The organism is Thalassospira lucentensis (assembly GCF_001613805.1).
GTDB classification, from domain to species: Bacteria; Pseudomonadota; Alphaproteobacteria; order Rhodospirillales; family Thalassospiraceae; genus Thalassospira; species Thalassospira lucentensis_A.
The window spans coordinates 1-23,136 of record NZ_LPVY01000014.1 but is presented as its reverse complement, the minus strand read 5'-3'; the positions used below and the strand labels follow the sequence as shown (position 1 = coordinate 23,136).

The 23,136-nt window shown below is 53.2% G+C and carries 21 protein-coding genes and 1 riboswitch; of the genes, 11 read left to right on the top strand and 10 right to left on the bottom strand.

All coding sequences use genetic code 11. The features are described 5' to 3' along the window. Positions 1 to 199 precede the first annotated feature (199 nt). Together AUP42_RS13890 and AUP42_RS13885 are read left to right on the top strand one after the other, a co-directional pair. Positions 200 to 1,618 carry a TrkH family potassium uptake protein gene (locus tag AUP42_RS13890; RefSeq protein ID WP_062952217.1) on the top strand — a complete coding sequence of 473 codons (1,419 nt, stop codon included), beginning with the start codon at positions 200 to 202 and terminating at the stop codon, positions 1,616 to 1,618. Positions 1,619 to 1,916: 298 nt separating this feature from the next. Further along, on the top strand, positions 1,917 to 2,924 hold the full coding sequence (locus tag AUP42_RS13885; protein ID WP_062952216.1) for an aspartate-semialdehyde dehydrogenase: 1,008 nt from the start codon (positions 1,917 to 1,919) through the stop codon (positions 2,922 to 2,924). 69 nt (positions 2,925 to 2,993) lie between these two features. On the opposite strand, the gene AUP42_RS13880 is transcribed toward AUP42_RS13885, so the two are convergent. Both AUP42_RS13880 and purU read right to left on the bottom strand, forming a co-directional pair. Next, the gene (locus AUP42_RS13880; protein WP_062952215.1) at positions 2,994 to 4,430 is read right to left on the bottom strand and encodes a sensor domain-containing diguanylate cyclase; all 1,437 of its coding nucleotides are present in this window, start codon (positions 4,428 to 4,430) and stop codon (positions 2,994 to 2,996) included. 228 nt (positions 4,431 to 4,658) lie between these two features. After that, entirely contained in the window at positions 4,659 to 5,525 is an 867-nt protein-coding gene (gene purU, locus AUP42_RS13875) for a formyltetrahydrofolate deformylase (RefSeq protein ID WP_062952214.1), read from the bottom strand. Positions 5,526 to 5,871: 346 nt separating this feature from the next. On the opposite strand from purU, the gene AUP42_RS13870 reads away from it, so the two are divergent. From AUP42_RS13870 to AUP42_RS13855, 4 genes are all read left to right on the top strand, one after another. Next, positions 5,872 to 7,320 carry a TrkH family potassium uptake protein gene (locus AUP42_RS13870; RefSeq protein ID WP_082824782.1) on the top strand — a complete coding sequence of 483 codons (1,449 nt, stop codon included), beginning with the start codon at positions 5,872 to 5,874 and terminating at the stop codon, positions 7,318 to 7,320. 186 nt (positions 7,321 to 7,506) lie between these two features. Continuing rightward, positions 7,507 to 8,088 (top strand): TetR/AcrR family transcriptional regulator, encoded by a 582-nt coding sequence (locus AUP42_RS13865; protein WP_062952213.1) that lies wholly within the window; start codon positions 7,507 to 7,509, stop codon positions 8,086 to 8,088. Positions 8,089 to 8,126: 38 nt separating this feature from the next. Next, positions 8,127 to 8,414, top strand: a complete 288-nt coding sequence (locus AUP42_RS13860; RefSeq protein WP_062952212.1) for a YciI family protein — start codon at positions 8,127 to 8,129, stop codon at positions 8,412 to 8,414. 30 nt (positions 8,415 to 8,444) lie between these two features. After that, positions 8,445 to 9,050 carry a DNA-3-methyladenine glycosylase I gene (locus AUP42_RS13855; RefSeq protein WP_062952211.1) on the top strand — a complete coding sequence of 202 codons (606 nt, stop codon included), beginning with the start codon at positions 8,445 to 8,447 and terminating at the stop codon, positions 9,048 to 9,050. Positions 9,051 to 9,215: 165 nt separating this feature from the next. On the opposite strand, the gene AUP42_RS13850 is transcribed toward AUP42_RS13855, so the two are convergent. The 3 genes from AUP42_RS13850 to AUP42_RS13840 form a co-directional block, all read right to left on the bottom strand. Further along, positions 9,216 to 10,676 carry a sensor histidine kinase gene (locus tag AUP42_RS13850; RefSeq protein ID WP_062952210.1) on the bottom strand — a complete coding sequence of 487 codons (1,461 nt, stop codon included), beginning with the start codon at positions 10,674 to 10,676 and terminating at the stop codon, positions 9,216 to 9,218. 68 nt (positions 10,677 to 10,744) lie between these two features. After that, a complete protein-coding gene (locus AUP42_RS13845; RefSeq protein ID WP_062952209.1) occupies positions 10,745 to 12,172 on the bottom strand; it encodes a dihydrolipoyl dehydrogenase family protein in 1,428 nt (475 codons plus the stop codon). Next, complete coding sequence (locus tag AUP42_RS13840; protein WP_062952208.1) at positions 12,172 to 12,960, bottom strand: TVP38/TMEM64 family protein; 789 nt, start codon at positions 12,958 to 12,960, stop codon at positions 12,172 to 12,174. Before AUP42_RS13840 ends, AUP42_RS13845 begins: the two co-directional genes overlap by 1 nt. Before the next feature lie 216 nt (positions 12,961 to 13,176). Continuing rightward, positions 13,177 to 13,251: riboswitch (SAM riboswitch) on the top strand. Between the two features lie 77 nt (positions 13,252 to 13,328). Here AUP42_RS13840 and metZ point away from each other — a divergent pair. The 3 genes from metZ to folE all read left to right on the top strand — a co-directional run bounded on the left by metZ (position 13,329) and on the right by folE (position 15,795). Further along, a complete protein-coding gene (gene metZ / locus AUP42_RS13835; RefSeq protein ID WP_062952261.1) occupies positions 13,329 to 14,531 on the top strand; it encodes an O-succinylhomoserine sulfhydrylase in 1,203 nt (400 codons plus the stop codon). 213 nt (positions 14,532 to 14,744) lie between these two features. After that, positions 14,745 to 15,137: a Co2+/Mg2+ efflux protein ApaG gene (gene apaG, locus AUP42_RS13830; RefSeq protein WP_062952207.1), complete on the top strand. Its 393-nt coding sequence runs from the start codon at positions 14,745 to 14,747 to the stop codon at positions 15,135 to 15,137. Positions 15,138 to 15,204: 67 nt separating this feature from the next. Continuing rightward, entirely contained in the window at positions 15,205 to 15,795 is a 591-nt protein-coding gene (gene folE / locus AUP42_RS13825; protein ID WP_062952206.1) for a GTP cyclohydrolase I FolE, read from the top strand. 67 nt (positions 15,796 to 15,862) lie between these two features. On the opposite strand, the gene AUP42_RS13820 is transcribed toward folE, so the two are convergent. From AUP42_RS13820 to AUP42_RS13810, 3 genes are read right to left on the bottom strand one after another with little or no spacing between them, the layout of a single operon-like run. Further along, positions 15,863 to 16,333, bottom strand: coding sequence for a c-type cytochrome (locus tag AUP42_RS13820; protein ID WP_062952205.1), 471 nt, complete (start codon positions 16,331 to 16,333; stop codon positions 15,863 to 15,865). Positions 16,334 to 16,374: 41 nt separating this feature from the next. Beyond that, positions 16,375 to 17,229: a fructosamine kinase family protein gene (locus tag AUP42_RS13815; RefSeq protein WP_062952204.1), complete on the bottom strand. Its 855-nt coding sequence runs from the start codon at positions 17,227 to 17,229 to the stop codon at positions 16,375 to 16,377. A 3-nt stretch (positions 17,230 to 17,232) separates the two neighbouring features. Continuing rightward, entirely contained in the window at positions 17,233 to 17,754 is a 522-nt protein-coding gene (locus tag AUP42_RS13810; protein ID WP_231858294.1) for a low molecular weight protein-tyrosine-phosphatase, read from the bottom strand. A 167-nt stretch (positions 17,755 to 17,921) separates the two neighbouring features. Between AUP42_RS13810 and AUP42_RS13805 the strand changes: the two genes are divergently transcribed. Then, positions 17,922 to 18,881, top strand: coding sequence for an AraC family transcriptional regulator (locus AUP42_RS13805; protein WP_062952203.1), 960 nt, complete (start codon positions 17,922 to 17,924; stop codon positions 18,879 to 18,881). Positions 18,882 to 19,003: 122 nt separating this feature from the next. Then, positions 19,004 to 20,266, top strand: coding sequence for a hypothetical protein (locus tag AUP42_RS13800; protein WP_062952202.1), 1,263 nt, complete (start codon positions 19,004 to 19,006; stop codon positions 20,264 to 20,266). 82 nt (positions 20,267 to 20,348) lie between these two features. Here AUP42_RS13800 and AUP42_RS13795 read toward each other — a convergent pair whose 3' ends face one another. Together AUP42_RS13795 and AUP42_RS13790 are read right to left on the bottom strand one after the other, a co-directional pair. Beyond that, on the bottom strand, positions 20,349 to 21,785 hold the full coding sequence (locus AUP42_RS13795) for an MATE family efflux transporter (RefSeq protein WP_062952201.1): 1,437 nt from the start codon (positions 21,783 to 21,785) through the stop codon (positions 20,349 to 20,351). A gap of 100 nt (positions 21,786 to 21,885) precedes the next feature. Then, complete coding sequence (locus tag AUP42_RS13790) at positions 21,886 to 22,641, bottom strand: glycerophosphodiester phosphodiesterase family protein (protein ID WP_062952200.1); 756 nt, start codon at positions 22,639 to 22,641, stop codon at positions 21,886 to 21,888. Positions 22,642 to 23,136 lie beyond the last annotated feature (495 nt).

The following is a 23,136-nucleotide window of genomic DNA, read 5'->3' as shown; positions in this document are numbered from 1 at the left end:
GCGCAAGAACAGTCGAAAACAACGGCAAAATAATGTCCTGAAATCCCGGGAAATGTGCGGCTTTGACTCCGTTCGCCCCGACACGTCTGCGATAACAGGATGCAATCGTTGTCAATTGGCTGTACAAGCGGATTTCCCGAGTTAGGCATGGACATCGTTCTTGTTTCGACTGCAGCCCATCTTTTTCGTCGTAGGCATAATGGTCATTATCATCGGTGTTTCGATGATGATCCCGGCTGCTGTCGACCTTTATTATGGTAATCCCGACTGGAAGATCTTCGCACAGGCGTCAATGACCAGTATCGGTCTTGGGGGCATGGCCTGCCTTGCCTGCCGGTCGGAAATTGGTCCGCGTGTTAATGCACGTCAGGGCTATGTTCTGACGGTGTTTTCCTGGGTTGCAGTCAGTCTTACCGGTGCCCTTCCTCTTTGGTTCTCGTCCCTTGATATCAGCTTTTGCGATGCGGTTTTTGAAACTGTTTCGGGGTTGACCACGACCGGCTCGACGGTTCTTTCGGGGCTTGATGACATGCCGCCGGGACTTCTGTTGTGGCGGTCTATCCTGCAGTGGCTGGGCGGGATCGGGATCATTGTGACAGCACTTGCGCTGCTGCCGATGATGAGGGTCGGCGGGATGCAGCTTTTCCAGATGGAAAGTTCGGATCGTTCAGAAAAGCTGAGCCCCCGCATTCGCGATATGTGCCTGCAGATCGTGGTGATTTATGTCGGTCTTAGTGTCATCTGTATGGTTCTGTACCGGATTTTTGGCATGACCTGGTTTGATGCGATAAATCATGGCATGTCGACCTTGGCGACCGGTGGATATTCAACGTCCGATCTGTCATTTGCCAAATTCGATTCCAGTCTGGCGCTGCACTGGGTTGGTATCATTTTCATGTTCGCAGGTGCTTTGCCGTTTACGGCTTATGCTGTGCTGGTTCGCAAACGCGATATTCGCGCGATAGCAAATAATCAGCAAATCCGGATTTTCCTGCTGATCATTGCGGTTTTCACCGGCCTTTTGACCCTGCGTCTGATGCATATTTCCGATGATGGGTTTTTCAGATCGCTGACCATGGCAGCGTTCAACCTTGTTTCGGTGATTACCACGACGGGTTACGCGTCGGGCGACTATCTGCAATGGGGCCCGGCCGCGATCATGCTGTTCTTCTTTGCGACCTTTATAGGCGGGTGTTCCGGCTCGACCGCGGGCGGATTCAAGATGTTCCGGCTTTATGTGGTGTTTACCGGGCTTAAAGCACATTTCATGCGGCTTCGTAGTCCGTCGGCGGTGATTGTAAGCCGGATCGACAAACATGAGATCACGTCTGATATCTATAACGCGGTAACGGTCTATGTCTTCCTGTTGACGATCAGCTATATCGCGATCAGTGTCGCACTGGCTTTGACCGGTCTTGATCTGGTGACCTCAATGAGTGCGGCGGCAACGGCACTTGCCAATGTGGGCCCGGGTCTTGGCCCGATTATTGGTCCTGCGGGCAATTTCCAGTCGCTGCCCGATGCCGCGAAATGGATTCTTGATGTTGCGATGGTGCTTGGCCGGCTGGAGTTTGAAACGCTTCTGGTGCTTCTATTGCCAGCGTTCTGGCGCGATTGAGTATTAAAGTAGAATGGCTGGGGGGTGGCGGTTATCATCGACAAGGCCCAGATTCTAACTAAACTGGGCGGCGGCTTGCCGGAAACCTGCCAAAGGGCAAAAATTCGCGCAAAATCCCGAGGGAAATGCATGGAACAACTCGTTTCGGGGCGCGTTTGAGTTCCAAGATTGCCGTGCAAGCGTGCGATGCAGCAAGCTACATTTGCCAACGCAAAAGAAATCCTTATAATGCGCGGCCCGCGGGCAATCGCGTAAGTCGAAAACGACAACAATTTTTATACGAGGTTAGACAATTATTATGAGTGCCGAAAATCTCCATGTCGGTGTGATCGGCGCAACCGGTGCGGTTGGCGTCGAGCTGATCAATGTTATGTTTGATCGCAACTTCCCTGTGGGTGAACTCACCCTGTTCGCGTCCGAGCGTTCGGCAGGCAAGACCGTGGAGACTAAGTACGGCACTAAGACCATCGCACTGTTTTCGGTTGAAGAAGCCAAACAGTGCGACATTGTCTTCCTTGCAGTTTCCGGTGATTTCGCCAAGGAATTTGCTCCGCAGATTGCCGAGGGCGCGCTGGTGATCGACAACTCTTCGGCATTCCGTCTGAATGACGATGTGCCGTTGATCGTGCCGGAAATCAATGGTGACCTTGCCAAGACCGCCAAGCTGATTGCCAACCCGAATTGCACCACTGCGATTGCAGCTGTGGCGCTGTGGCCGTTGCATAAGGCATTCGGCCTGAAAAAGGTCATCGTTTCGACCTATCAGGCAGCATCGGGTGCCGGTCAGCCAGGTATGAACGAACTGCGTGAAGGCTTGGCGGCGGGTCTTGAAGGCAAACCTGTTCCTGCCGAGGTTTTTGCTCATCCGCTGGCGTTCAACGTCATCCCGCATATCGATAGCTTCCAGGAAAACGGTTACACCCGCGAGGAGATGAAAGTCACCTGGGAAACTCGCAAGATATTTGGCGAACCGGACCTGCCAGTATCCTGCACGGCCGTGCGTATCCCGACTGAGCGGACCCATTCCGAAGCGATTGTCGTGGAGACCGAAAAGGTTGTTACCCCGGCGGCTGCACGTGAAGCGCTGGCCAATGCCAAGGGTGTGAAGCTGGTAGACGATCCGGCGAACAATGTTTATCCGATGCCGATCAATGCGACGAAACAGTATGACGTCGAAGTTGGCCGTATCCGTTCCAACCTGATTTTTGGTGATCATGGTCTGGAACTGTTTGTTGCCGGTGACCAGTTGCTTAAAGGTGCGGCGTTGAACGCGGTCCAGATCGCAGAAGCCTATATCGCGGATTAAACGATATAACGGATTTAAATGAAAACGGCCCCGATTTCGGGGCCGTTTTCGTTTGTGTGACGAGGCCAGTCAGGCGACTGAAATATGGTCGCGGCCGGCATTTTTGGCAGTATAAAGCGCGTTATCAACACGAGTTATAAGTGTTTCAAACTCTTCACCGTCTCGATATTCGGTGATACCTGCACTAACCGTGACCAGAATGTTATCCCGCCCGAAGCGTACCGGATGTTCGCGGATCGCGTCGGAAATTTCCCGTGCTTTCGTCATTGCTTCCTGGCGACTAAGGCCGGGCAGAAGCAGGATGAATTCGTCACCGCCCCAGCGGCACAAAGTATCGGATTCACGTGAATGACGGCGAATGGTGGTGGCAACTTCCTTAAGCGTTGCGTCGCCGCCAGGATGGCCAAAGGTGTCATTAACTTCCTTGAACTCGTCAAGATCGATACAAACAACGCCTAAAGGTTCCGCACGCCGTTTGCAGGATTTGGCCACACCTTCAAACACAAGATCAAAGACCTGCCGGTTGCATGCACCGGTCAGCTTGTCACGTGATGCCAGTTCTTCCAGGCGGATTTGATAGTTCCGGATCGTCAGATAAGCCGCAATACCGACAATCGCGGTAATCAGAAGCGAGACAGCGATATTGATCAGGAAGGTGGTTTCGATCTTCTGGTCACCGATATGTTCTTTCTGTTCCACCAGCAGCAACCAGCCGAATTCCGGAACAAGGCGACTGTTTACGAAATAGGTTTCACCATGGTCTTCGTAAGTAATGGAGTATCCCGGAGAAGTCAGAATCTGGGTAGCATGGGCGCGAATTCCGTCCCGGTCGTGCAGTGTTTCAGATGTCCCGAAGCCGCTGCCGTGCAGGGTGATCTGCCCTTCCAGATCAACGAAGTAAATCGTTCGGCCATAACGTTTCTGATAGGTCTCGATCAGGCGGGTAACGGAATTGACGGATAAGCCAACACCGGTGATGCCGATGACATTGCCGTCATAGTCGCGGACCTGATAATTCACGAAAACCGCCAGACGTGATCGATCCGCGGTGTCATGATCGACATTGATTTCATAGGGCTTTTGATCGTCGCGTGCCTTAAAATACCAGAAATCGGCTGGATCATCTTCGGATACCTGCTTGATCACACCGGTCGGGTGATAATAGTTCCGGGTCTTGTCCGAGATGAAATAGGACGTGACAGTATCATATCGCATCTGGATTTCACCGAGATAGCGGATGATTTGTTCCGGATCATTTTCCCCGGCGAGCGTCCAGTCCCGGACAAAAGTATCCTGTGCCATCAATGATGAAATAAAGATCGGTTGCAGCAGATCACGCTGGATCTCGGAATAGATATTGTCGCTTGTCAGCGGTAGTGTGCTCTCAGCAATTTGCTGTTCCAGTGATTGCCGAGCGACGTAAAAACTTACGAAACTCGTGGTCAGAAAGCCGACAACCAGCAAAATGCACAAAACGATAGCGAAATAGATTTTCTTTCCAGGCACGGAAAGCCCCCAAGGTAGCTCTAGGGCAACGTCATTTGTTGCAAGTTATTGTTATCCAGAGAATTTTACTGTCCCTGAGTATAACTTATTCGAAAACTCGCATGTTTTCTATCGGCCATTTTGTCGATTGCGTTCATTACTTTCTTAGGTGGTAATGCATATCAAAAAATAAACCACCAGTCATTACGACGGGTGGTTTGTTGGTGTCAGATATTTTTTGCCAGCCTCTTATCGGCGGAAGACAACCGTTTTATTCCCGTTACGGAAAACGCGATGTTCGCAATGCATCTGGATCGCGCGCGAGAAAACGACAGATTCGATATCTCGCCCGATTTCAACCATATCCTCGGCCGTCATCGTGTGATCGACATGTTCGATGGCTTGATGAATGATCGGCCCCTCATCCAGGTCTGCGGTGACATAATGGGCAGTTGCCCCGATCAGTTTTACGCCGCGTGAATGTGCCTGATGATAGGGTTTTGCACCCTTGAAGCTGGGCAGGAACGAATGGTGTATATTGATGCAGCGTCCTTCGAGCGAACGGCACAGATCCGTTGACAGAACCTGCATATAGCGCGCCAGACCGACCAGATCGGCGTCGTGCTCGTCAATAATGTCCAGAAGTTTTGCCTCCTGACTTGCCTTGGTTTCCTTGTTTAACGGCAGATGGTAATACGGAATACCGTACCATTCGACGATGCCGCGCATGTCTTCGTGGTTGGAAACAATAGCCGGGATTTCGATATGCACATTGTTCGAAGCAACCCGGTGCAGCAGATCGTTCAGGCAGTGGCCAAACTTTGACACCATCAGCAACACTTTTGGCTTCCGGTGAAAGTCGTGAAGTTCCCATTGCATTGTGAATTTATCGGCAATGCTGGCGAATTTATCGGCAAACTCGACCTTCGTGCGTAAGGCGCGGCCCGCATCGAATTTCACGCGCATGAAAAAGCGGTTGCTTTGCGGATCGCCGAACTGCTCCAGCTTGTTGACGAACGCGCCTTCCTCGGCAAGGAAGCTGGTGACACTGGCGACGATCCCAAATGTATCCGGGCAGGTAATCGTCAGAATAAAGGTTTTGGCGAGTTCGGACATTTCCGCTGAATCTTTCGGTTTTGAATTCTGTTCTGCAAGCGATATAGCGGCCTTGGCAAGTCATGCCAACCCGGAATTGGCAGCAAACAAGCTATGCCAAGGCTGATAGGCGCAATTCGCATAGCTGCATGATTGCAGGCATGAAATCATAATCGGCGCAGGAACCATATGTTTAAAAGCTGGACATTGGCGGGGCATGTGCCAAGAATTCCGCTTCGTTTGACGGAAGAAGATGTAACGCGACCGGTTTTTCGGTTATGCAAGGCAGAATGTCAGAGATAATTGCGAACACATGTGATGCCCGGTTCACAAAGACCGGGGGTAAAACATGGTGCGGGGCTGTTCATTGATCGATTTTCGTCCAATCCTTTTTATTATCGGCATTCTGCTATGCACCCTGTCGGTCGGGATGTTTATCCCGGCTCTTGTGGATCTTTATTACGGGCAGCGGGATTGGCTGGTATTTTCGGCGGCATCGGCTGTATCGCTTTTCATTGGCGGTGCATTGGTGATGATGAACCGGACCGACAATCTTAAAATCACATCGCGTCAGGCTTTTATTCTGACAACCGCAAGCTGGCTTGTTCTGACCGCAGTTTCGGCACTGCCATTTGCGTTTTCCGACCTCGATATGAGCTATACCGACGCTTTTTTTGAAGCTATGTCGGGGATTTCGACCACGGGCTCAACCGTGATTGTCGGGCTTGATACGGCCCCGCCCGGGATTTTGTTGTGGCGGGCACTGCTGCAGTGGCTTGGCGGGATCGGGATTATTGTTATGGCGATTGCGGTCATGCCGATGCTGCGTGTCGGCGGGATGCAGCTTTTCCGTATGGAAAACTCCGATAAGTCGGACAAGGCATTTCCGCGTGCCACCCAGATCGCTGTGGGGATCGCAAGCCTTTATCTGGGTTTCACCGTTATCTGGGCCATCTTGTTGTGGTGGGCGGGTATGCCGGGATTTGATGCAATTGCGCACGCAATGACGACAATTGCCACAGGCGGTTTTTCTACCAAGGATGCGTCGGTCGGGCACTTTGATAACCCCGCTATCGATGTAATTATCACGCTGGGTATGGCTGCCGGTGCGTTGCCCTTCATTCTTTATCTGCAAACCTTGCGGGGGAAGGCGTCTGCGTTGTTTGTGGATGGGCAGGTCCGCTGGTTCGCGGTAATTGCCGGTTCCATCATTCTGGGGCTTAGCATCTGGCATTCGGAAACAAATAATGTCGCGTTTCTGGATGCGCTTCGATACACGTCCTTTAACATTGTATCGGTGATGACCGGCACCGGTTACGCCACCACGGATTACGGGCTTTGGGGACCGTTTGCTGTGACAGTGTTTTTCTTTGTGATGTTCGTGGGGGGCTGTGCCGGATCGACGACCTGCGGGGTTAAAATCTTCCGCCTTCAGGTTCTTTATGAAATCGCTAAAATCCAGCTCTCACACATGCTCCGCCCGCATGGTGTTTTCATTGCCTACTATAACCGCAAACCGCTTTCCGAAGACGTCACGGAATCGGTGCTGAGCTTCTTTTTCCTGTTCGTGTTCTGCTTTGTGGTTCTGGCTGCGGCCCTTGGTGCAATGGGGCTTGATTTCATCACGGCAGTCTCAAGTGCCGGCACGGCTATCGCGAATGTCGGCCCCGGACTTGGTCCGATTGTAGGGCCGTCGGGGAATTTCGCGACGTTGCCGGACGGGGCGAAGTGGCTGATGTCGATCGGTATGCTGATCGGGCGTCTGGAAGTTTTCACCGTTCTGGTGCTGCTTTTCCCAGCCTTCTGGCGCGACTGAGTTTTCCATTTTCCAGTCTTTTATAACGTCCTCCTTTACGTGGGATTTTCCTCCTGTTCTGGTCTGCTGGCGGGATGCCGAACGCACTGTGATTTGTCGAATTGACAATTTAGGACAATTGACCTAATAAAAATAGGTCAATTGTCCTAATCGGGTTTCAGGTACTCACAATAGGGACGAACAGGAATGGCTGTGGAACAAGGTACGCGGGACCGGATTGTCGAGGCTGCCGATCAGCTGTTTTATCAACAGGGGTTCGAGCCGACCTCCTTTGCCGATATCGCGGGGAAGGTCGGCATATCGCGCGGCAATTTCTATTATCACTTCAAAACCAAGGACGAGATCCTTGATGCCGTGATCAATCGGCGTCTGAGAAATACCGAACAGATGCTCGATCATTGGGAGGCAGAAGGAGAAGACCCGGCCGCCCGTATCCGAAGCTTCATCCATATTCTGATCGTCAACGGGGAAAAAATCCGGCGTTACGGATGCCCGGTCGGCACACTTTCTGCCGAACTGGCAAAACTTGGCCATGCTGCACAAAGCGATGCTGCGGGACTTTTTACCCTTTTCCGCATCTGGTTGTGTCGCCAGTTCGAGCGACTTGGCTGTGCGGAAAGGTCTGATGATCTGGCGATGCATTTGCTCGCCCGAAGCCAGGGTGTTGCGGCTCTTGCCAATGCGTTTGGTGATGAGAAATTCGTGCGGCAGGAAGTCAATCAAATGTGCGATTGGCTGGATGCCCAGATTGGTTCGAACCGCACCTGAAACGGGAAGACATTATGCAAGCCATTCGGAGAATCTCAATGTTCACTATTTTACTGACGTTTTCGGACAACCGGGCAAAGGCACCGCAATTCATGGAGGACCATAAACAATGGATCAGCCAGGGATTTGACGATGGTGTGTTTCTGGTTGTCGGAAGCCTTCAACCAAATCTCGGTGGTGGAATTCTTGCCCATAACACAACGTATGAGGAACTGACGGCGCGTGTAAACGCAGACCCGTTTGTTGCGGAAAAGGTTGTTAAGGCCGAAATCATTGAAATCACTCCTGCCAGAACGGATGCGCGCTTGGAATTCCTGATGGCGTGACATTTTCACGAATGACTAAAGGGGGCGAAGATGGGGACCACAACGATCAGCGCAGACGGTAAAACACGTTGCAAATGGTGTGATGCAGCACCGGAATTTGATGCTTACCACGATAGGGAATGGGGCTTTCCGGTTGGTGATGATCGACGGTTGTTTGAAAAAATCTGTCTGGAAGGCTTTCAGTCAGGGCTCAGCTGGCGCACCATTCTGGCCAAGCGGGAAAATTTCCGGGCGGCATTTTATGATTTCGATTTTAATCGCGTCGCGAAATTCACAACATCTGATGTTGAACGGTTATTGCAGGATAGCGGTATCATTCGCCATCGCGGCAAAATCGAAGCTGTCATCAATAACGCCAACCGTGCCTGCGAAATGGTGGTAGCAGAAGGATCGCTTACGGCCTATTTCTGGCGGTTCGAGCCGCTGGGACAGCCTGTTGGTCGACCACAAACGGCATCTATGTCCGATACGTCGGTGGCGATTTCCAAAGATTTGAAAAAGCGCGGTTGGAAATTTGTCGGTCCAACCACCGTTTATGCCTTCATGCAGGCGATGGGATTGATCAACGATCACGCAGAAGGGTGCTTTATGCGACCGGTAATCGATGCGGCGCGCCGGGAATTTGAAAGACCATGATTCTGGGGAAGGTGGCGATGCCAGACCTTGGGTCAGGAGCGGATCGGGGATCGGGATATCGGTCCAGCATCGCCTTAAGCCAAGAATGCCAAATCACGGTCCTTCGGTAAAATCGAATGTTAATTTAAACTCGATAGATAAAATCTATTTATTGCGCATTCGCCTTCAGGCCATGACTGGCAAGGTCACGCAAAATATCGCACCGTCCGGTCCGGTGGCGCTAAGGCGAAGGTCCCCCTTGTGGGCAAGGATAAGTTCGCGCGCAATGGCCAGACCAAGACCGGTGCCGCCTTTTCTGCCAGTGGCGGCGAAGGGAACAAACAGATTTTTGATCGCCTTTTCAGGCAGACCGGGGCCGTTATCAATGATCTGGATTTCTACGAATGCGTCCGTATTATCCGCAGCTGCGATTGATGCCTGTTTGATAGTAACTTTGGTTGCACCGGCATCCAGCGGGTTGCGGATAAGGTTGCTGAAAGCGCGGAAAAGCTGATCGTAATCGGCTTCAATCATCAATTCGGCCGGCAGGTCAATCTGGATCTTGGCCTTGCACGGTTCCTTGATCGTATCAGGGTTCTCTGGCGTTAGAAGATTTTCGCCGCCATTTTGTAGCAATATCTGATCGCGAATTTCCTCAATCAGTTCGATCAGTGTGAAGCGCGCGATATCAAGTGTTGGCGGGGCCTCGCGGGCAAAGGATAGGGTTTGTTCACTGATATAAACCGCACGCTCCATCGACGATAACAGGCGTGGAACAACTGCGCGGACTTCCTGGTCCTCGCTTTGGGCCAGTTTTTCGGTCATCAGCATTGATGTTGCCAGTGCATTTCGAAGATCATGACTGATCTTTGTTGCCGCAGTTCCAAGGGCTGCGAGACGGCGGCGCTGATTTAACATCGCCTGCAGATCATGTTGCATGTTGGCAAGTTCGTGTCTTGCAATACCAATTTCATCGTCGCGGTCATCCGGCACGATGACCGATCCCTGATCTTGCGGATTTTCGCGAAAACGGATCATGTCACTGGTCAATGTCCGCATTGGCCGGACCAGAAGCCGGTTCAGTGCAAAGTAAACCAGACCGGCGGTGAAAAACGAAATCACCAGTGACAGTCCCATCACCCGCCAGCCGAAATTGCGCATGTCATGGGCCAATCCCCCCTCATGAACCAGTATTTCTATTTCGAAATCCGGCGCCATGGAGGGCATGCCGACGACGCGTAACATCCGGTCATGTGGTTGAGTCAGGGTTGAAAGACCATCGTACAGAGCCATCGGGATGGAAAAGGTCGTCAGATCGACGTCGTAATCCACTTTGGCGGGCATATCGTCGCGTTGAAGCAATAGCTTGCGGTCATCGCGGCGTAAAATAACGGCCTCTATCCCCGCATTGGAAAGCAATTCCTTCTCCAGATCGTCAGGAATCATCTGATCAGGAGTCGCTTCCAGCGCCAGGGCGGCAAGATAGCCGGAATCAAGATGGGCCTTGAGCCAGTCAACCCGATAGCGCGCGACCGAGGGTGCAAAGACGAAAATCTCTGCCAGCATGACAAAGCCGACAGTCAGCACCAGCAAACGTGCCGACAGCGATTTGGCCCATGGGGGCAGTTTGAGATGCGGGCGTTCCATAACGAATGTTAGCCAGAGACCGGGAAAAATGTACAGCGTTTCAGAAGCTTGCTCCGGTGCCGCTGCTTTTAGCCAAGCTTCAGAAGGAAACGGACAATCTTTCGGGTTCTGTCGCTAAACAGGCTGGGCGTATACCATGCCCCGGCAACGCGTTTGGATATTTCGCCAAGTGTTGGATAGGGGGCAATCATTCCGGCGATGGCACCGATCTTCATTTTCTGTGATATCGCCAGTGACCACAGTCCGATCAGTTCCCCGGCCTGATGGCCGACAATGCCCGCGCCAAGGATTTTTCCCTTTGGGGTCGTGACGATCTTGATAAAGCCCTTGGTTCGGGCTTCGGCCCTCGCGCGGTCATTTTCGGCATAGTCCCAGGTCACGACCCGGATTGCATCGCCGAACTTTTCGCGCGCAGCCGTTTCGTTCAGGCCGACTTGTGCCAGTTCCGGGCTGGTATATGTCACCCAGGGAACCGCGCTGTGATCAATTTTGGCAGGCAACCGGAACAATGCATTGCGGATAACAATACCGGCGTCATAACCGGCCATATGGGTAAATTGCAGGCCGCCAGTAACATCGCCAATGGCAAATATCTTCCGGTTGCTTGTGCGCAGGCGGTTGTCTACCTCGATCCCGCGTGGGCTGTACGTGACGTCAGCTTCATCCAGCCCAAGATTGTCGACCGTTGGCTTGCGTCCGGTGGCAACCAGAAGGTGACTGCCTTCAATCGTGATTTCTGTGCCATCGCGTTCGATCATGACGCGAATCTGGTCATCATGGGGTTCGATCCGCTTGGTTTTGACCTTTTCATAAAGGCTTATGCCCGCCGTCTCGATCTCGTCGCGGATGACGGCAACCAGATCGGGATCGTCTTTCGGAAGGATCGTGAACATTTCGATCACGGTAACCTTTGCACCAAGTTCGCGATATGCCTGTGCCATTTCAAGGCCGATCGGGCCTCCGCCAATGATGATCAGGTGATCCGGGCAGGTACGGTTTTCAAAGATGGTTTCGTTGGTAAAGAACGGAACATCGGCAATGCCGTCAATCGGTGGCACCGCAGCCCGCGAGCCGGTGGCAATGACAAACCGTTTTGCCTGCACGCGTTTGCCATCGGCGATCACTTCCCCGAGGCCGGTGAACCGGGCTGCTGCCTGAATGACAGTACAGCCAAGCTTTTCAAACCGTTCAACCGAATCATGGGGTGCAATATCGGCGATGACCGAATGCACATGATCCATGACATACGCGAAGTTGGCCAAAACCGGGCCGGTAGTGATGCCAAACTGCGATGCCGCCCGTGCGTTACTTGCGGCATGGCTTGCGGCCAGCAGGGCCTTTGACGGGACACAACCGGTATTCAGGCAGTCACCACCCATTTTGCCCTTTTCAATCAGGACAACTCCTGCGCCCATTTGCACCGCCCCTGCGGCAACGGAAAGCCCGCCGGAACCGGCGCCGATCACACAGATGTCGGTTTTGATCACTTCATTCATCAGGTGTTGGTCCCGCCATTGCGGTTACGGAATTTCTTATAGATCACCGGAACAAGTGCCAGAATGGCAAGGCCGATGATCGGGGTCAAAATCCTGGGTTCAAAGATAACACCAAGATCAGGTGTCTTTCCCTGATCAAACAGGGCCCCAAGGCCATCCCCGATGGAAACATAAACGAATGTCCCCGGAATAATGCCAATCGCAGTTCCCATAACAAAGGAACGAAACTTCACGCCTAGCAAAGCCGGAACGAGATTGACCAGCCAGAAGGGAAACAGAGGCACAAGACGCAGAACCATCAGGTAGCTGAAGGCGTTCTCGGCAAAACCGGCTTCCATTTTGCGGATGGCGTTGCCCGCCTTCGCATGCATCAAATCATAAAATGCGTAACGTGCTGCCAGATAAACCACCGTTGCGCCAATGGTGGCGGCGATGACGACATAGGTCGTCCCGAACCACGCGCCAAAAAGGAAACCGCCAACAATGGTCAGCAACGACCCGACCGGAAGTGACAGGGCAACGGCAATGGCATAGGACGCCATAAAGACGACAACACTCAAAACAGGATTCTCAGCGACGAAAGCCTGAAGGGTTTCGCGATTCTCACGCAGGGTTTCAAACGATAGATAATCGATAACACCACTTGCCCACGCCAGTACCAGCCCGGCAATCAGGATCAAAACCGGCAACAGTTTACGCCACGACGAAGTTCGGGTCGTTTTTGCCTGACTTTTATCGGCGGTATCGTGGGAATGCTGGTCTGCCGTCATTGTTTGTGTCTTGGCCATTGATTCTATTATCTTTACGGCATTCGCATCAGAAGCCGTTTCCAAAGGATTACATGTCTTGGTCGAACATTAGAGGGAAAAAACGCGGAGTGCTCATGAACTGCTTTCAACATTGCGTGAAGGTTCAGAGAGCATATGCACGGAGGAGCCAAAGGGTATCTGGTCAAAGCAGGCGAAAGCGCGATGCTTGACGCCGGGTAAAGCAGATCGTATCGTCACGTCCATCGTGGGATTTGTCGACCGGCTTGCGGCCACGTAAAAAATCGCTAAAGAGGGTAACCGTGGCTTCGGCCCTGACCCATCGTGCCGGTCAGGGTTTTTTTGTGTCCGGCAAATGCCAATATGACCGGGCATATAGGAGCGATACGATGACGACCGATAAAAAGGCTTCTGATAAGTGGCGTGCCGCCACCCGTTCTGTTCGGGGCGGTACGGCGCGCAGCGGTTTTAATGAAACCTCCGAAGCCATCTTTATGAATTCCGGCTATGTCTACGATACAGCCGCCGAGGCCGAAGCATCCTTTGATGGCACCGGCCCGGAACGTTTTGTTTATTCCCGCTTTGCCAACCCCACCGTGGCGATGTTCGAAGAACGTCTGGCGCTGCTTGAAGGCGCGTCTTATTGCCGTGGGACGGCATCGGGCATGTCGGCCGTCTGGAATGCGCTTATTGCCTGCACCAAGGCTGGTGGTCGTGTCGTCGGATCACGCGCACTTTTCGGATCCTGCGAATTTATCCTGACAACCCTATTGCCGCGTTTTGGTGTTGAAACCGAACTGGTTGACGGTACCGATCATGCTGCATGGGAAAAGGCACTGTCCAAACCGGCTGATGCGGTTTTTATCGAAACCCCGTCGAACCCGACCCTTGAAGTCATCGATATCGCCTTTGTCGCTGATCTGGCGCATAAGGCCGGGGCGAAGGTGGTTGTCGACAACGTATTTGCGACGCCGATCCTGCAAAAGCCGATGGAACTGGGCGCGGACATTGTTGTCTATTCCGCGACCAAGCATATCGATGGTCAGGGGCGCTGTCTGGGTGGTGCGATCCTGTTTAATGACAAGGAATGGCACGATAATCACCTGACGACTTTCCTGCGTCACACTGGCCCCAGCATGAGCCCGTTCAACGCATGGGTTCTCCTGAAAGGGCTCGAGACACTTGGTCTGCGTGTCGATCAGCATATCCGCAACGCAACAGCTCTTGCCGGGTTCCTTTCGGAACAGCCGCAGGTATCGCGCGTTATCTATCCAGGGCTCGAAAGCCATCCGCAGCACGAGTTGGCCATGAAACAGATGTCCGGACGTGGCGGTGGATTGATCGCGATTGAGCTCGCTGGCGGCAAATCGGCTGCTTTTTCGTTGCTTGATAACCTGCAGCTTATTGATATTTCGAACAATCTTGGTGATGCCAAAAGTCTTGCAACCCACCCGTGGACCACGACTCATCAGCGTGTTCCGGCTGAAGACAAGATCACGATGGGGATCACCGAGGGCATGCTGCGTCTTTCGGTCGGGCTTGAGGACATCGACGATCTCAAGGAAGATCTGACTGCGGCATTGCGCGTATAAGACACAGCAGATTCGGCAGAATGCCTAAATCAGGCGGTCCGTACTCTGCGCGGGTCGCCTTTTCTTTTGCGGATCGAATGTGATGGGGATTTTAATTTGATGACAGACATCTGGCACTTGGAACCCGGACTGTCTAAATAAAAGCCGAGCAACGCCTTAACAGCGCAACGCCCTTGGCAGAAGGACCGCATAAAGATTGGCCTGGAGTTTTGCATGTACTCATCCGTGACCCGCGACATTAAAGTATCCGTGCAACCGGTGTTCCTTGATGAACAATCGGACCCGGACAGTCATCGCTATGTCTGGGCCTATAGGGTTGTCATCGAAAATCAGGGCCCTAAAACCGTACAGCTTTTAAACCGTTACTGGCGCATTACCGATTCCCGTGGTTCGACACAGGAAGTACGGGGATCGGGGGTGGTCGGCGAACAGCCGGTTCTGGCCAGCGGCGAAAGTTTCAATTACACAAGCGGCGCGCCACTGGCGACGCCAAGCGGTTTTATGGTTGGTACCTATGAAATGACTGATATGGATGGAAACCGGTTTGATATTGAAATTCCGGCATTTTCGCTCGACAGTCCGCATAGCCAACGCACCGTTAATTAAATGAACTGACAGAATTCAGGGTCGGGAGCACATGACCCACAGGACAGAGTTATAAAGAGGAAACCATATGTGCAGCGAAACCAGCGTCGCTAAACGCCCGTCGCGTGAAGAAGCAGAAGAAGCCGTTCGTACACTGCTTCGTTGGGCAGGTGACGATCCCGACCGCGAAGGTCTGCGCGGAACACCAGACCGTGTCGTGCGATCTTACGGCGAGTTCTTTGCAGGCTATCAACAGGACCCGGCGGACATTCTGCGCCGCACTTTCGAGGAAACCGACGGTTACGACGAAATGGTCGTGTTGCGCGATATCCGGGTCGAATCCTATTGTGAACATCACATGGTGCCAATTATCGGTGTGGCCCATGTTGCGTACCTGCCGCGCCGCCGTGTTGTGGGTATTTCCAAGCTTGCCCGCGTGGTCGAGGTTTATGCCAAGCGTTTGCAGATTCAGGAAAAAATGACGGCGCAGGTCGCCAACACCATTCAGGAAGAACTTGATCCGCTTGGTGTTGCGGTTGTGATTGATGCGAACCATCAATGCATGAGCACGCGCGGCATTCACAAGACCGGTGTGTCGATGGTGACCAGCCGGATGCTTGGTGCATTTCGCGATGATCCGATCACACGGCGCGAGTTTTTTGCGATGATCGGCCGCTAAGTTTTTCGATTTTAATGAATATTAGGCCGCCTTCCGGGGCGGCCTAATATTCAGGCTTCCCGTCTGCCTAGTCGGCACGGAACTGCTGATGGCAGGATTTGCAAGTTTGCAGAACGTTACGAAATGCATCGTCAAACTGGCCGGTGTCTCTGCTGCCCGATGCGGCATCTTTGGCGGCAATCGTTTTCAGCATGTCGGCATTTATGGCAAGTTCATCTGACAGTCGGGAAAACGCGTCCCATTTCTCCCAGATTTCAGGCGACGCCTCGGATGGCGCGGTGGTGCTACCGGTCGGGAACAGTTCGGTAAAGGCCGACCCTGCATGGCTGCTGATTTTCATGGCAGCCAGTTCGACCTTCGCCGGGTCATAGGGGACTTCCCCCTTTAACATCGGTACCATCATCTTGACCTGCTTGCCGATGACTTCCATGCCATCCATCCGTTCCTTTACGACACCTTTTGCACCTTCATGTGCAACAGCAGCAATGCTGATCGCGGTGGCAAAAACTGTTGCGACAACTAGTATTCCGGTTCTCATAAGCTTCGTTTCTTTTTGTGTTTGAATACGGGTTTGAGGCCTCATACCCCAAAACGTGTCAAAATGCGATCCACAGACCCGACATAGGATCCACCAAAAAGACGAACATGCACCAAAAGTGGATAAAGATTGTAAAGATCGCGGCGTTCTTCAAAGAATCCCGGCTCGATCGGGGAAATTTCCCCATACCGGTCAAAGAATGCAGGTGTCAGATCACCAAACAATGTACCGAAGGCAAGTTCAATCTCGCGGTCTCCATAATAAATCGCCGGATCAACAAGTCCTGCAATTTTGCCTTTGTGACACAGAATATTCCCGCCCCACAAATCGCCATGCAACAAGGACGGGGCATCACCTGGCGGCAGAAGATCACCAAGTTTTGCCGCAAGCGTTTCGATCCGGGAAAAAAGAGGGGCGGGTAACCGCCCGTACCTGGTCGCCTGATCTGCCATATAAAGCAGTCGGTGATCGCGAAAAAACTCGACCCAGCTATTTGTCGGATGATTGGGCTGATCAAGGCCGCCAATCAGGGTGTTGAACGACAACCCGAATTGTTTTTGTGTAACCTTATGCTGTTCGGCCAGCAGATTAGCCAGATCACGCTGGACCTGGCCGTTCACGTGGCCATCATTTTCGATGAAATCCATGATCAGCAACGTGGGATCGGCATGTAAAACTGCGGGGCAGGGGATGGGGGAATGCGAACCGAAATAGGCCAGCATGGCCCCTTCAATCGCAAGGTTGGCCTCGCCCCCCTGCTTGACCACCACTTTTCGGCCATCTTGCAGTTCCATCTGACTGACATCGGCGACACAACCCCCATGAAGCGGGCGGGATGCGACAACCTTGCTACCGGTAAGTTCGGCAATCTTCTGCGTTACCGGATGTAATGCCATTAATCAGATTCCGTGCTTTTCCCGAATATGGGCCAAAAGGGCTTTTGATGTTTCCTCGATCATATCAAAAACCGAAACAAAGCCGTTTGTTCCGCCATAGTAGGGATCAGGAACGCTTTGGCCTTTGCGATCCGGATGATGATCAAGAAACAGTGAAAATTTCTGGTGATGCTGGACTGGTGATTGCCGTTGCATATCGGCTAGATGCCCGTCATCCATCGCCAGAATATAGTCAAAATCGCTGTAATCAGCCGGACTGATTTTGCGGGATCTTATTGGGGATAAATCATATCCACGGCTTGCGGCCATCTCCCGTGATCTTGAATCCGCCTGTTCGCCAACATGATATCCCGACAGGCCACAGCTATCGACTTCGATATGTGAACCAAGCCCCGCCTTGCTGACCATGGTCCTGAAAACGCCGTCGGCGGTGGGTGAACGACAGATATTTCCGGTACAGACAAACAGAACCTTGATCACGATATGGCTTTCAGTTGCAAAGAGAATACCGACAGACTGGCACACTCATCCCGATCTGTGCAACGGAATGCAATGGAACCATTCGAGATTATGACCTCAGGGTTCAAAAGCGATCAATGTAACAGCTTCATGACATTTTATGCGGTAAGCTGACAGCCATGTCATATGTTTGTATGATCGCGCCAAATAGTAATTTCCAAATGTGACGGGTAATGCAGGAATTCGTATCGTTCGGTTTGCATGTTGCGCTAATCCGGCAACTTGCCTGGTTGCCGAAGGGCTATGATCTGGTATCCGATGGCACCGTCATCACCAGTTCGCGCCTGCGCAGCATCCTGCTTTCGCTCGAAGAAACCAACGGTCCTGCCGTGCTGGTTCGTCTCGGGCGTCATCTTGCCCTTAAAGAACAGCAGCCGGTTCTGACCATGCTGCGTCAGGGAACGACACCCGAACTGATCGCCGATCGCTGGCATCGTCTCGAAGGATATTCCCACGCCCGTAGCCGGACGGACTATCAGGCGACCGGCAAATCATTGACATTGCATCGCGGCGCTGTGCGCGGGCAGCCCCCGGCAAGGGTTGAAAACCTTCTGCTGCACGGGTTCATGGTTGGTTTGCTCGAAGCGGTTGGTGTGGAAAATGTCAGCAGTGCGATCCTGCCAAGCCACGGCCCGGCAATTCCGGTGATCCGGAACGGGAAGCTGGTCAAGAAACTCGATTTTGCCGGACGCGCTTTACGCTTCCGCATCAGTTGGCAAAGCTATGTTGCCATCTCATCAGGCTATCCGTTCATGGCCAATATGCCCGGAACGGCCCCAACTGTCGGGAACAGTCGACCTGTCGTGCAAAAGCTGTGCGCGGTGCTGGAACATGATATCGGGCGCAGTTGGACGATTGATGATGTCGCCACTGTGCTGGATACATCAGGCCGAACCTTGCAACGTCGATTGCAACAGGCCAACAGCCGGTTTTCCGATCTGCTTCGTCTCGTCCGGGTCCGGGAGGCTTGCCGACTGCTGAATGGTACAAGCCTGACCGTGGGCGAGATCGGCTTTTGGTGCGGCTTCACCGACAATGCCCATTTCAGTCGTGATTTCCGTCGTTTGGTAGGAATGCCGCCTTCTGTTTATCGTGAAGCAAGTCTTGGTCATGCGGGCCTGACGCGGGCCTGATGGGCGTGATTGAAAAGCCGTGCCAATTGACCGGTCGCAATTCGTTAGGTATCAGCACGGGCATATATACCCTGATGAAAATGCGGTGATGCCAGGCACGCCGTGACACTGCGAGGCGATCCATGACCGATACATCCGCAAACGATCAGTATGCAGGCTTCCTGCCGCCATTCTTCCGGGATCGCCCGGATGCGGAAGACGTGATGATCCGGACCTGGCAGGTTGGTGATCCGCTTGGCAATCACGATATGCCTGAAATACCGGCATCGCTTGCCCTGTTCTTTGATCTGATTGCACCTGCGGCTGAGCGGGGTGGTTCAAACGGGTTCGCCCATTTATGGCTTGATCGTCATCCACATGAACAGCCCGGCTGGCGGCTGTCTGTTGCCCATGTCGGTTCTGTGGATAAACTTGATGACGCCATTGCAAAACCTCTTGCCCGGCTGGCTGCTTCGATGACGATGTCCCTGATCGAAACCGAAAGCTGGCACATGACCCGCCCGCTCTGGCGCAAGCGTGCCGAACCGGTTCGGCTGACTTTCTGGGGGGCATTTGGCAGGCATGCGCGTAGCCTGATCGGTCATCGGGATACATCCGGTTTTTATCAGCCGGTGGGCGCAGGACTTCGTTCCGATCATGTGCTTGCCGCCTTGCCCTTGCTTGAAGATATGCTGGGTGATCCATTTCTGCGTGGCGGGATGGGCTTTGAAGACGCGCTTCGTATTGGCATATCGCTTGGACGGGCTCATTTGCTCGAAAGCTGGATCGAAGCCGGTGGATCGGAAAAGGAACCCTATTTCAGACCGATGCAAATCTGGCATCAGGCTTGGCTTGCCAATGCGCTGATCGATCCGGCGGTGGCCACTCTTGCGATGCCGGGTCTGCCTCCGATGCCGGCCCTTGATTTTGATCGCAAGGCAACTCCGGACACGCGGCGCGCTGCGCTTGATGATCTTTCTGGTTGGCTGACGGCGGTTTTTTTCAATGATGCCAATCCAGCTCTTCGCAATGCGTTTATTGCCGGGGTGCAAAATGCGGTCTGGCTTGATCCCGATTTGCAGCAATATGTTCAGCCGCAGCAACGTGATGAAATCCTGCAAGGCTTGATGCCCTATTGCCGCTGGTTCCTTGCGATGGCGCTTTATAACCATCTCGGCAATCTTGCGGCGGGAACCGCGCGCGAGGATCACATCGCATTTTACGCAACCCTTGTCGAAGCCCTGCCGGAACTCTCGCCCTTGGGCGATCTTGCGACCCAGCGCGATATCGAACAGCATATCATCCGTATCGACGCAGCACGCGCGGCTTCCGCACTCGATACACTTGTCGTGCCATTTTGCGATCTGCTGATGCCGCAGCTTAAACTCGATGCCGTGCGTTCGTAGCGCTGTATTCATCCAGAAGACCAAAACAAAAGGTCCGCCGGATAACCGCGCGGACCTTTTGTTTTGGTAATGATGTGCCTGTTTATTGCTGATAGGCCCGTATCGGACGGCCCGATACAATCGCAAACCGGATCGCAAGGCCGCTAACCGCGACAAGACTTGCAATCACAATGCCCCAGAACAACCCGGCAACGCCAAGTCCGGCAACAAAGGTCAGATAATAACCAGCCGGGATCATCACACATATATATGACACCAGATGCAGGATCGTCGGGACCCATTTATCCCCGGCGCCACGCAGGGCGCTGATGGCGGCATTCTGCCCGCCATCGGTCGGGAAAATGATCGGCATCAGGATCAGAACACCTGCAGTCGTGGCAATAACAGTGGCATCCTGACTGAACAGATGTGCCACCAGCCCCGGAAAGAAGTATAGCGGCGTGCTCAGAAGCAGCATCACGGTCATGGTCGTCAAAAGTCCGATCCATCCGGCCAATGCCATATCGGGGCGGTCACGTCTGCCATAGGCAATGCCGACACGAACCGACGTTGCTGATGCCAGGCCAAGGGCCACCATGAACATCAAAGCCAGCATCGTCATGGTGATACCGTAACTTGCCGCAGCAACAACCCCGAGCCGACCGGCAAAAAGCTGCATGGCAGCAAAGGCGCTGGTTTCCATGCCCTGGCTCGCTCCGGCGGCATATCCCATATGACGGGCATCGCGTGAATGACGCCACCAGCTCGAAAAGCCGTCACGAATGCCATAATCGGAATGGCTGCGCATCAAAAGGATATATCCCAGCAGGCTGATTGCCATGATCCAGCGGATGACGGTCGATGTCCACGCCGCACCCTCGGCCCCCATTTCGGGAAGGCCGAACGCGCCATAAACCAGCCCGTAATCAAGCACCAGATTGACGACATTGGCACCAATCATCATGATCATGCCCGGCAATGGCCGTTGCAATCCTTCAAGGAAAAAGCTGCAAGTAATGTAGATCAACGCACCGGGCATTCCGATAGACAGGATCATTGCCAGCGTACTGGCATGCTCGGTGATCTCGTCTGGTTGGCCGGTGACCATAAACAACCAGTCGGATTTCCAGGTAAGGATCATGAAAGCAATGCCGATCAGAACGGCATAGGGCATGCAAGCCCGCCATATCTGCCCGGCCTCGCGCAGATTGTTTCGCCCGACCGAATGCGATGTCAGGATCATTACCCCGGTCAGAAGTCCGATGCCGGTAACCATCAATGATGTAAAGGGTGCGTGGGCAATGTTCAGATAGGCCAGACTGGCACTGTCGTAATTGCCAACAATGATCGTATCGACAACCGACATGATCAGCATGCCAAGCCGCGCAATCACAACCGGTAGCGCCAACCGGAACAGTTCGCTTAAATGACGCCGAACACGATTATGCGGGTACAGGGGAACCGGCGGAACATTTGGCGGCAACCCTTCCGGATGATTGGGGGGCATACCCGGTGGGGCGCCGGGTGGTGTGATCGTCATTGTTTTCGTTTCCTCGTTATCATTTATGCGCGGCAGTCATTGCGGTGGCAATGCAATGGCGGGTGGCGCACGCCGCGTGATTATTATCGTGCCTGTCGGCTTATTTGTTCCGGCCCTGCGGGTTGGGATGACGCGGGATTGCGGCAATCATCTTTGCGGGATCATCGGTGATGACCGATGTCACCCCCCAGCCAAACAGTTCTTTGGCACGGGCCGGATCATTGACGGTATAGCAGACCAGCGGAACATTGGCCGCAACGATTTCCGCGGCCTTTTCCGGATCAAGTGCCTTGTGATCGATATGAAGCGCACTCGCACCAAGCCGGGTATATCCGTCATTCCAATTGTCGGGCAGCGTTTCCAGAAGCCAGCCGCACGGCATATCGGGCAGAAGCCGTCTGATTTCGGCAACGGCAATGTCGTCAAAACTTGAAAGCAGGATCGGAAGCTTCTTTGCCCGGCCGAGTTCCTTGGCAACTTCCTGACACAGCCGGACAGGATCACAGCCCGATGGCTTGATTTCCAGATTGGCCCCCATATCCATAAAGAACAGGGTTTCAAGCGTATCGCTCAGTGTCGGGATGCGCTCGCCTTTATATATGTCTGAAAACCATGAACCGGCATCAAGCTCGCGCAGCACGCTTAACGGCTGCATGTGGATCGGGCCTGTGCCGTTGGTCGTGCGTTCAAGCGTGTCGTCATGAATAAGTACGCACTGGTTATCGGCACTCAGCGTCACGTCGCATTCAATCCACTTGGCCTTGCGCGCGCCAGCCACCCGAAAGGCGGCAATGGTGTTTTCAGGGGCTTCGATGGATGCGCCGCGATGGGCGACAATATGGGGAATCTCGATCACGGTTCGGACCTTTATATATCGGGTGGCAAATGCGCATGGGACCCGGAGGATCGTGTTTCACGCGAAACCGTTCTGCCCGGGCCGACACATCAAATCGGCGTTGCGATTCTCATACGCCTGATGCTTTCTGTAAAAAAGCGAAAATCTTGTGTCGATTTGAACGTAACTCTTTTCATATTCGCACCGAAGTCATTGGACTCCATATCGGATTCCCGCGGCGATCCGATTGTTTTCATCGGTTTTCCGATGTTTCACGGCCGTTTCACAAGGGGTGTGTGATGTTCTTCGATTAAGGGATTTCAATGCAAAACCCCGGAAAGACCAGTGTTTGTGCGGACCGTTTCGGGGGTGAAAAAAACAATCTGCAAAAATCTCCGAAAAACTTCAAAAAAGGTGTTTACAGGTCCGGCGAGGGGCCCTATAACCCGCCTCCACCGACGGGGTGCGGCGCCAGCAAGACGGCGACGCGGGCTGGAAGGTAGAGGGCTACGGCTC

What these genes read in the sequence shown, in the direction of transcription:
- AUP42_RS13805 (WP_062952203.1), top strand. Translation starts at nt 17,922, where the DNA reads ATGCAGGAATTCGTATCGTTCGGTTTGCATGTTGCGCTAATCCGGCAA.
- AUP42_RS13820 (WP_062952205.1), bottom strand. Translation starts at nt 16,333, where the DNA reads ATGAGAACCGGAATACTAGTTGTCGCAACAGTTTTTGCCACCGCGATC.
- AUP42_RS13815 (WP_062952204.1), bottom strand. Translation starts at nt 17,229, where the DNA reads ATGGCATTACATCCGGTAACGCAGAAGATTGCCGAACTTACCGGTAGC.
- apaG (WP_062952207.1), top strand. Translation starts at nt 14,745, where the DNA reads ATGTACTCATCCGTGACCCGCGACATTAAAGTATCCGTGCAACCGGTG.
- AUP42_RS13840 (WP_062952208.1), bottom strand. Translation starts at nt 12,960, where the DNA reads ATGGCCAAGACACAAACAATGACGGCAGACCAGCATTCCCACGATACC.
- AUP42_RS13885 (WP_062952216.1), top strand. Translation starts at nt 1,917, where the DNA reads ATGAGTGCCGAAAATCTCCATGTCGGTGTGATCGGCGCAACCGGTGCG.
- AUP42_RS13795 (WP_062952201.1), bottom strand. Translation starts at nt 21,785, where the DNA reads ATGACGATCACACCACCCGGCGCCCCACCGGGTATGCCCCCCAATCAT.
- AUP42_RS13800 (WP_062952202.1), top strand. Translation starts at nt 19,004, where the DNA reads ATGACCGATACATCCGCAAACGATCAGTATGCAGGCTTCCTGCCGCCA.
- metZ (WP_062952261.1), top strand. Translation starts at nt 13,329, where the DNA reads ATGACGACCGATAAAAAGGCTTCTGATAAGTGGCGTGCCGCCACCCGT.
- AUP42_RS13890 (WP_062952217.1), top strand. Translation starts at nt 200, where the DNA reads ATGGTCATTATCATCGGTGTTTCGATGATGATCCCGGCTGCTGTCGAC.
- AUP42_RS13865 (WP_062952213.1), top strand. Translation starts at nt 7,507, where the DNA reads ATGGCTGTGGAACAAGGTACGCGGGACCGGATTGTCGAGGCTGCCGAT.
- AUP42_RS13850 (WP_062952210.1), bottom strand. Translation starts at nt 10,676, where the DNA reads ATGGAACGCCCGCATCTCAAACTGCCCCCATGGGCCAAATCGCTGTCG.
- AUP42_RS13845 (WP_062952209.1), bottom strand. Translation starts at nt 12,172, where the DNA reads ATGAATGAAGTGATCAAAACCGACATCTGTGTGATCGGCGCCGGTTCC.
- purU (WP_062952214.1), bottom strand. Translation starts at nt 5,525, where the DNA reads ATGTCCGAACTCGCCAAAACCTTTATTCTGACGATTACCTGCCCGGAT.
- AUP42_RS13860 (WP_062952212.1), top strand. Translation starts at nt 8,127, where the DNA reads ATGTTCACTATTTTACTGACGTTTTCGGACAACCGGGCAAAGGCACCG.
- folE (WP_062952206.1), top strand. Translation starts at nt 15,205, where the DNA reads ATGTGCAGCGAAACCAGCGTCGCTAAACGCCCGTCGCGTGAAGAAGCA.
- AUP42_RS13855 (WP_062952211.1), top strand. Translation starts at nt 8,445, where the DNA reads ATGGGGACCACAACGATCAGCGCAGACGGTAAAACACGTTGCAAATGG.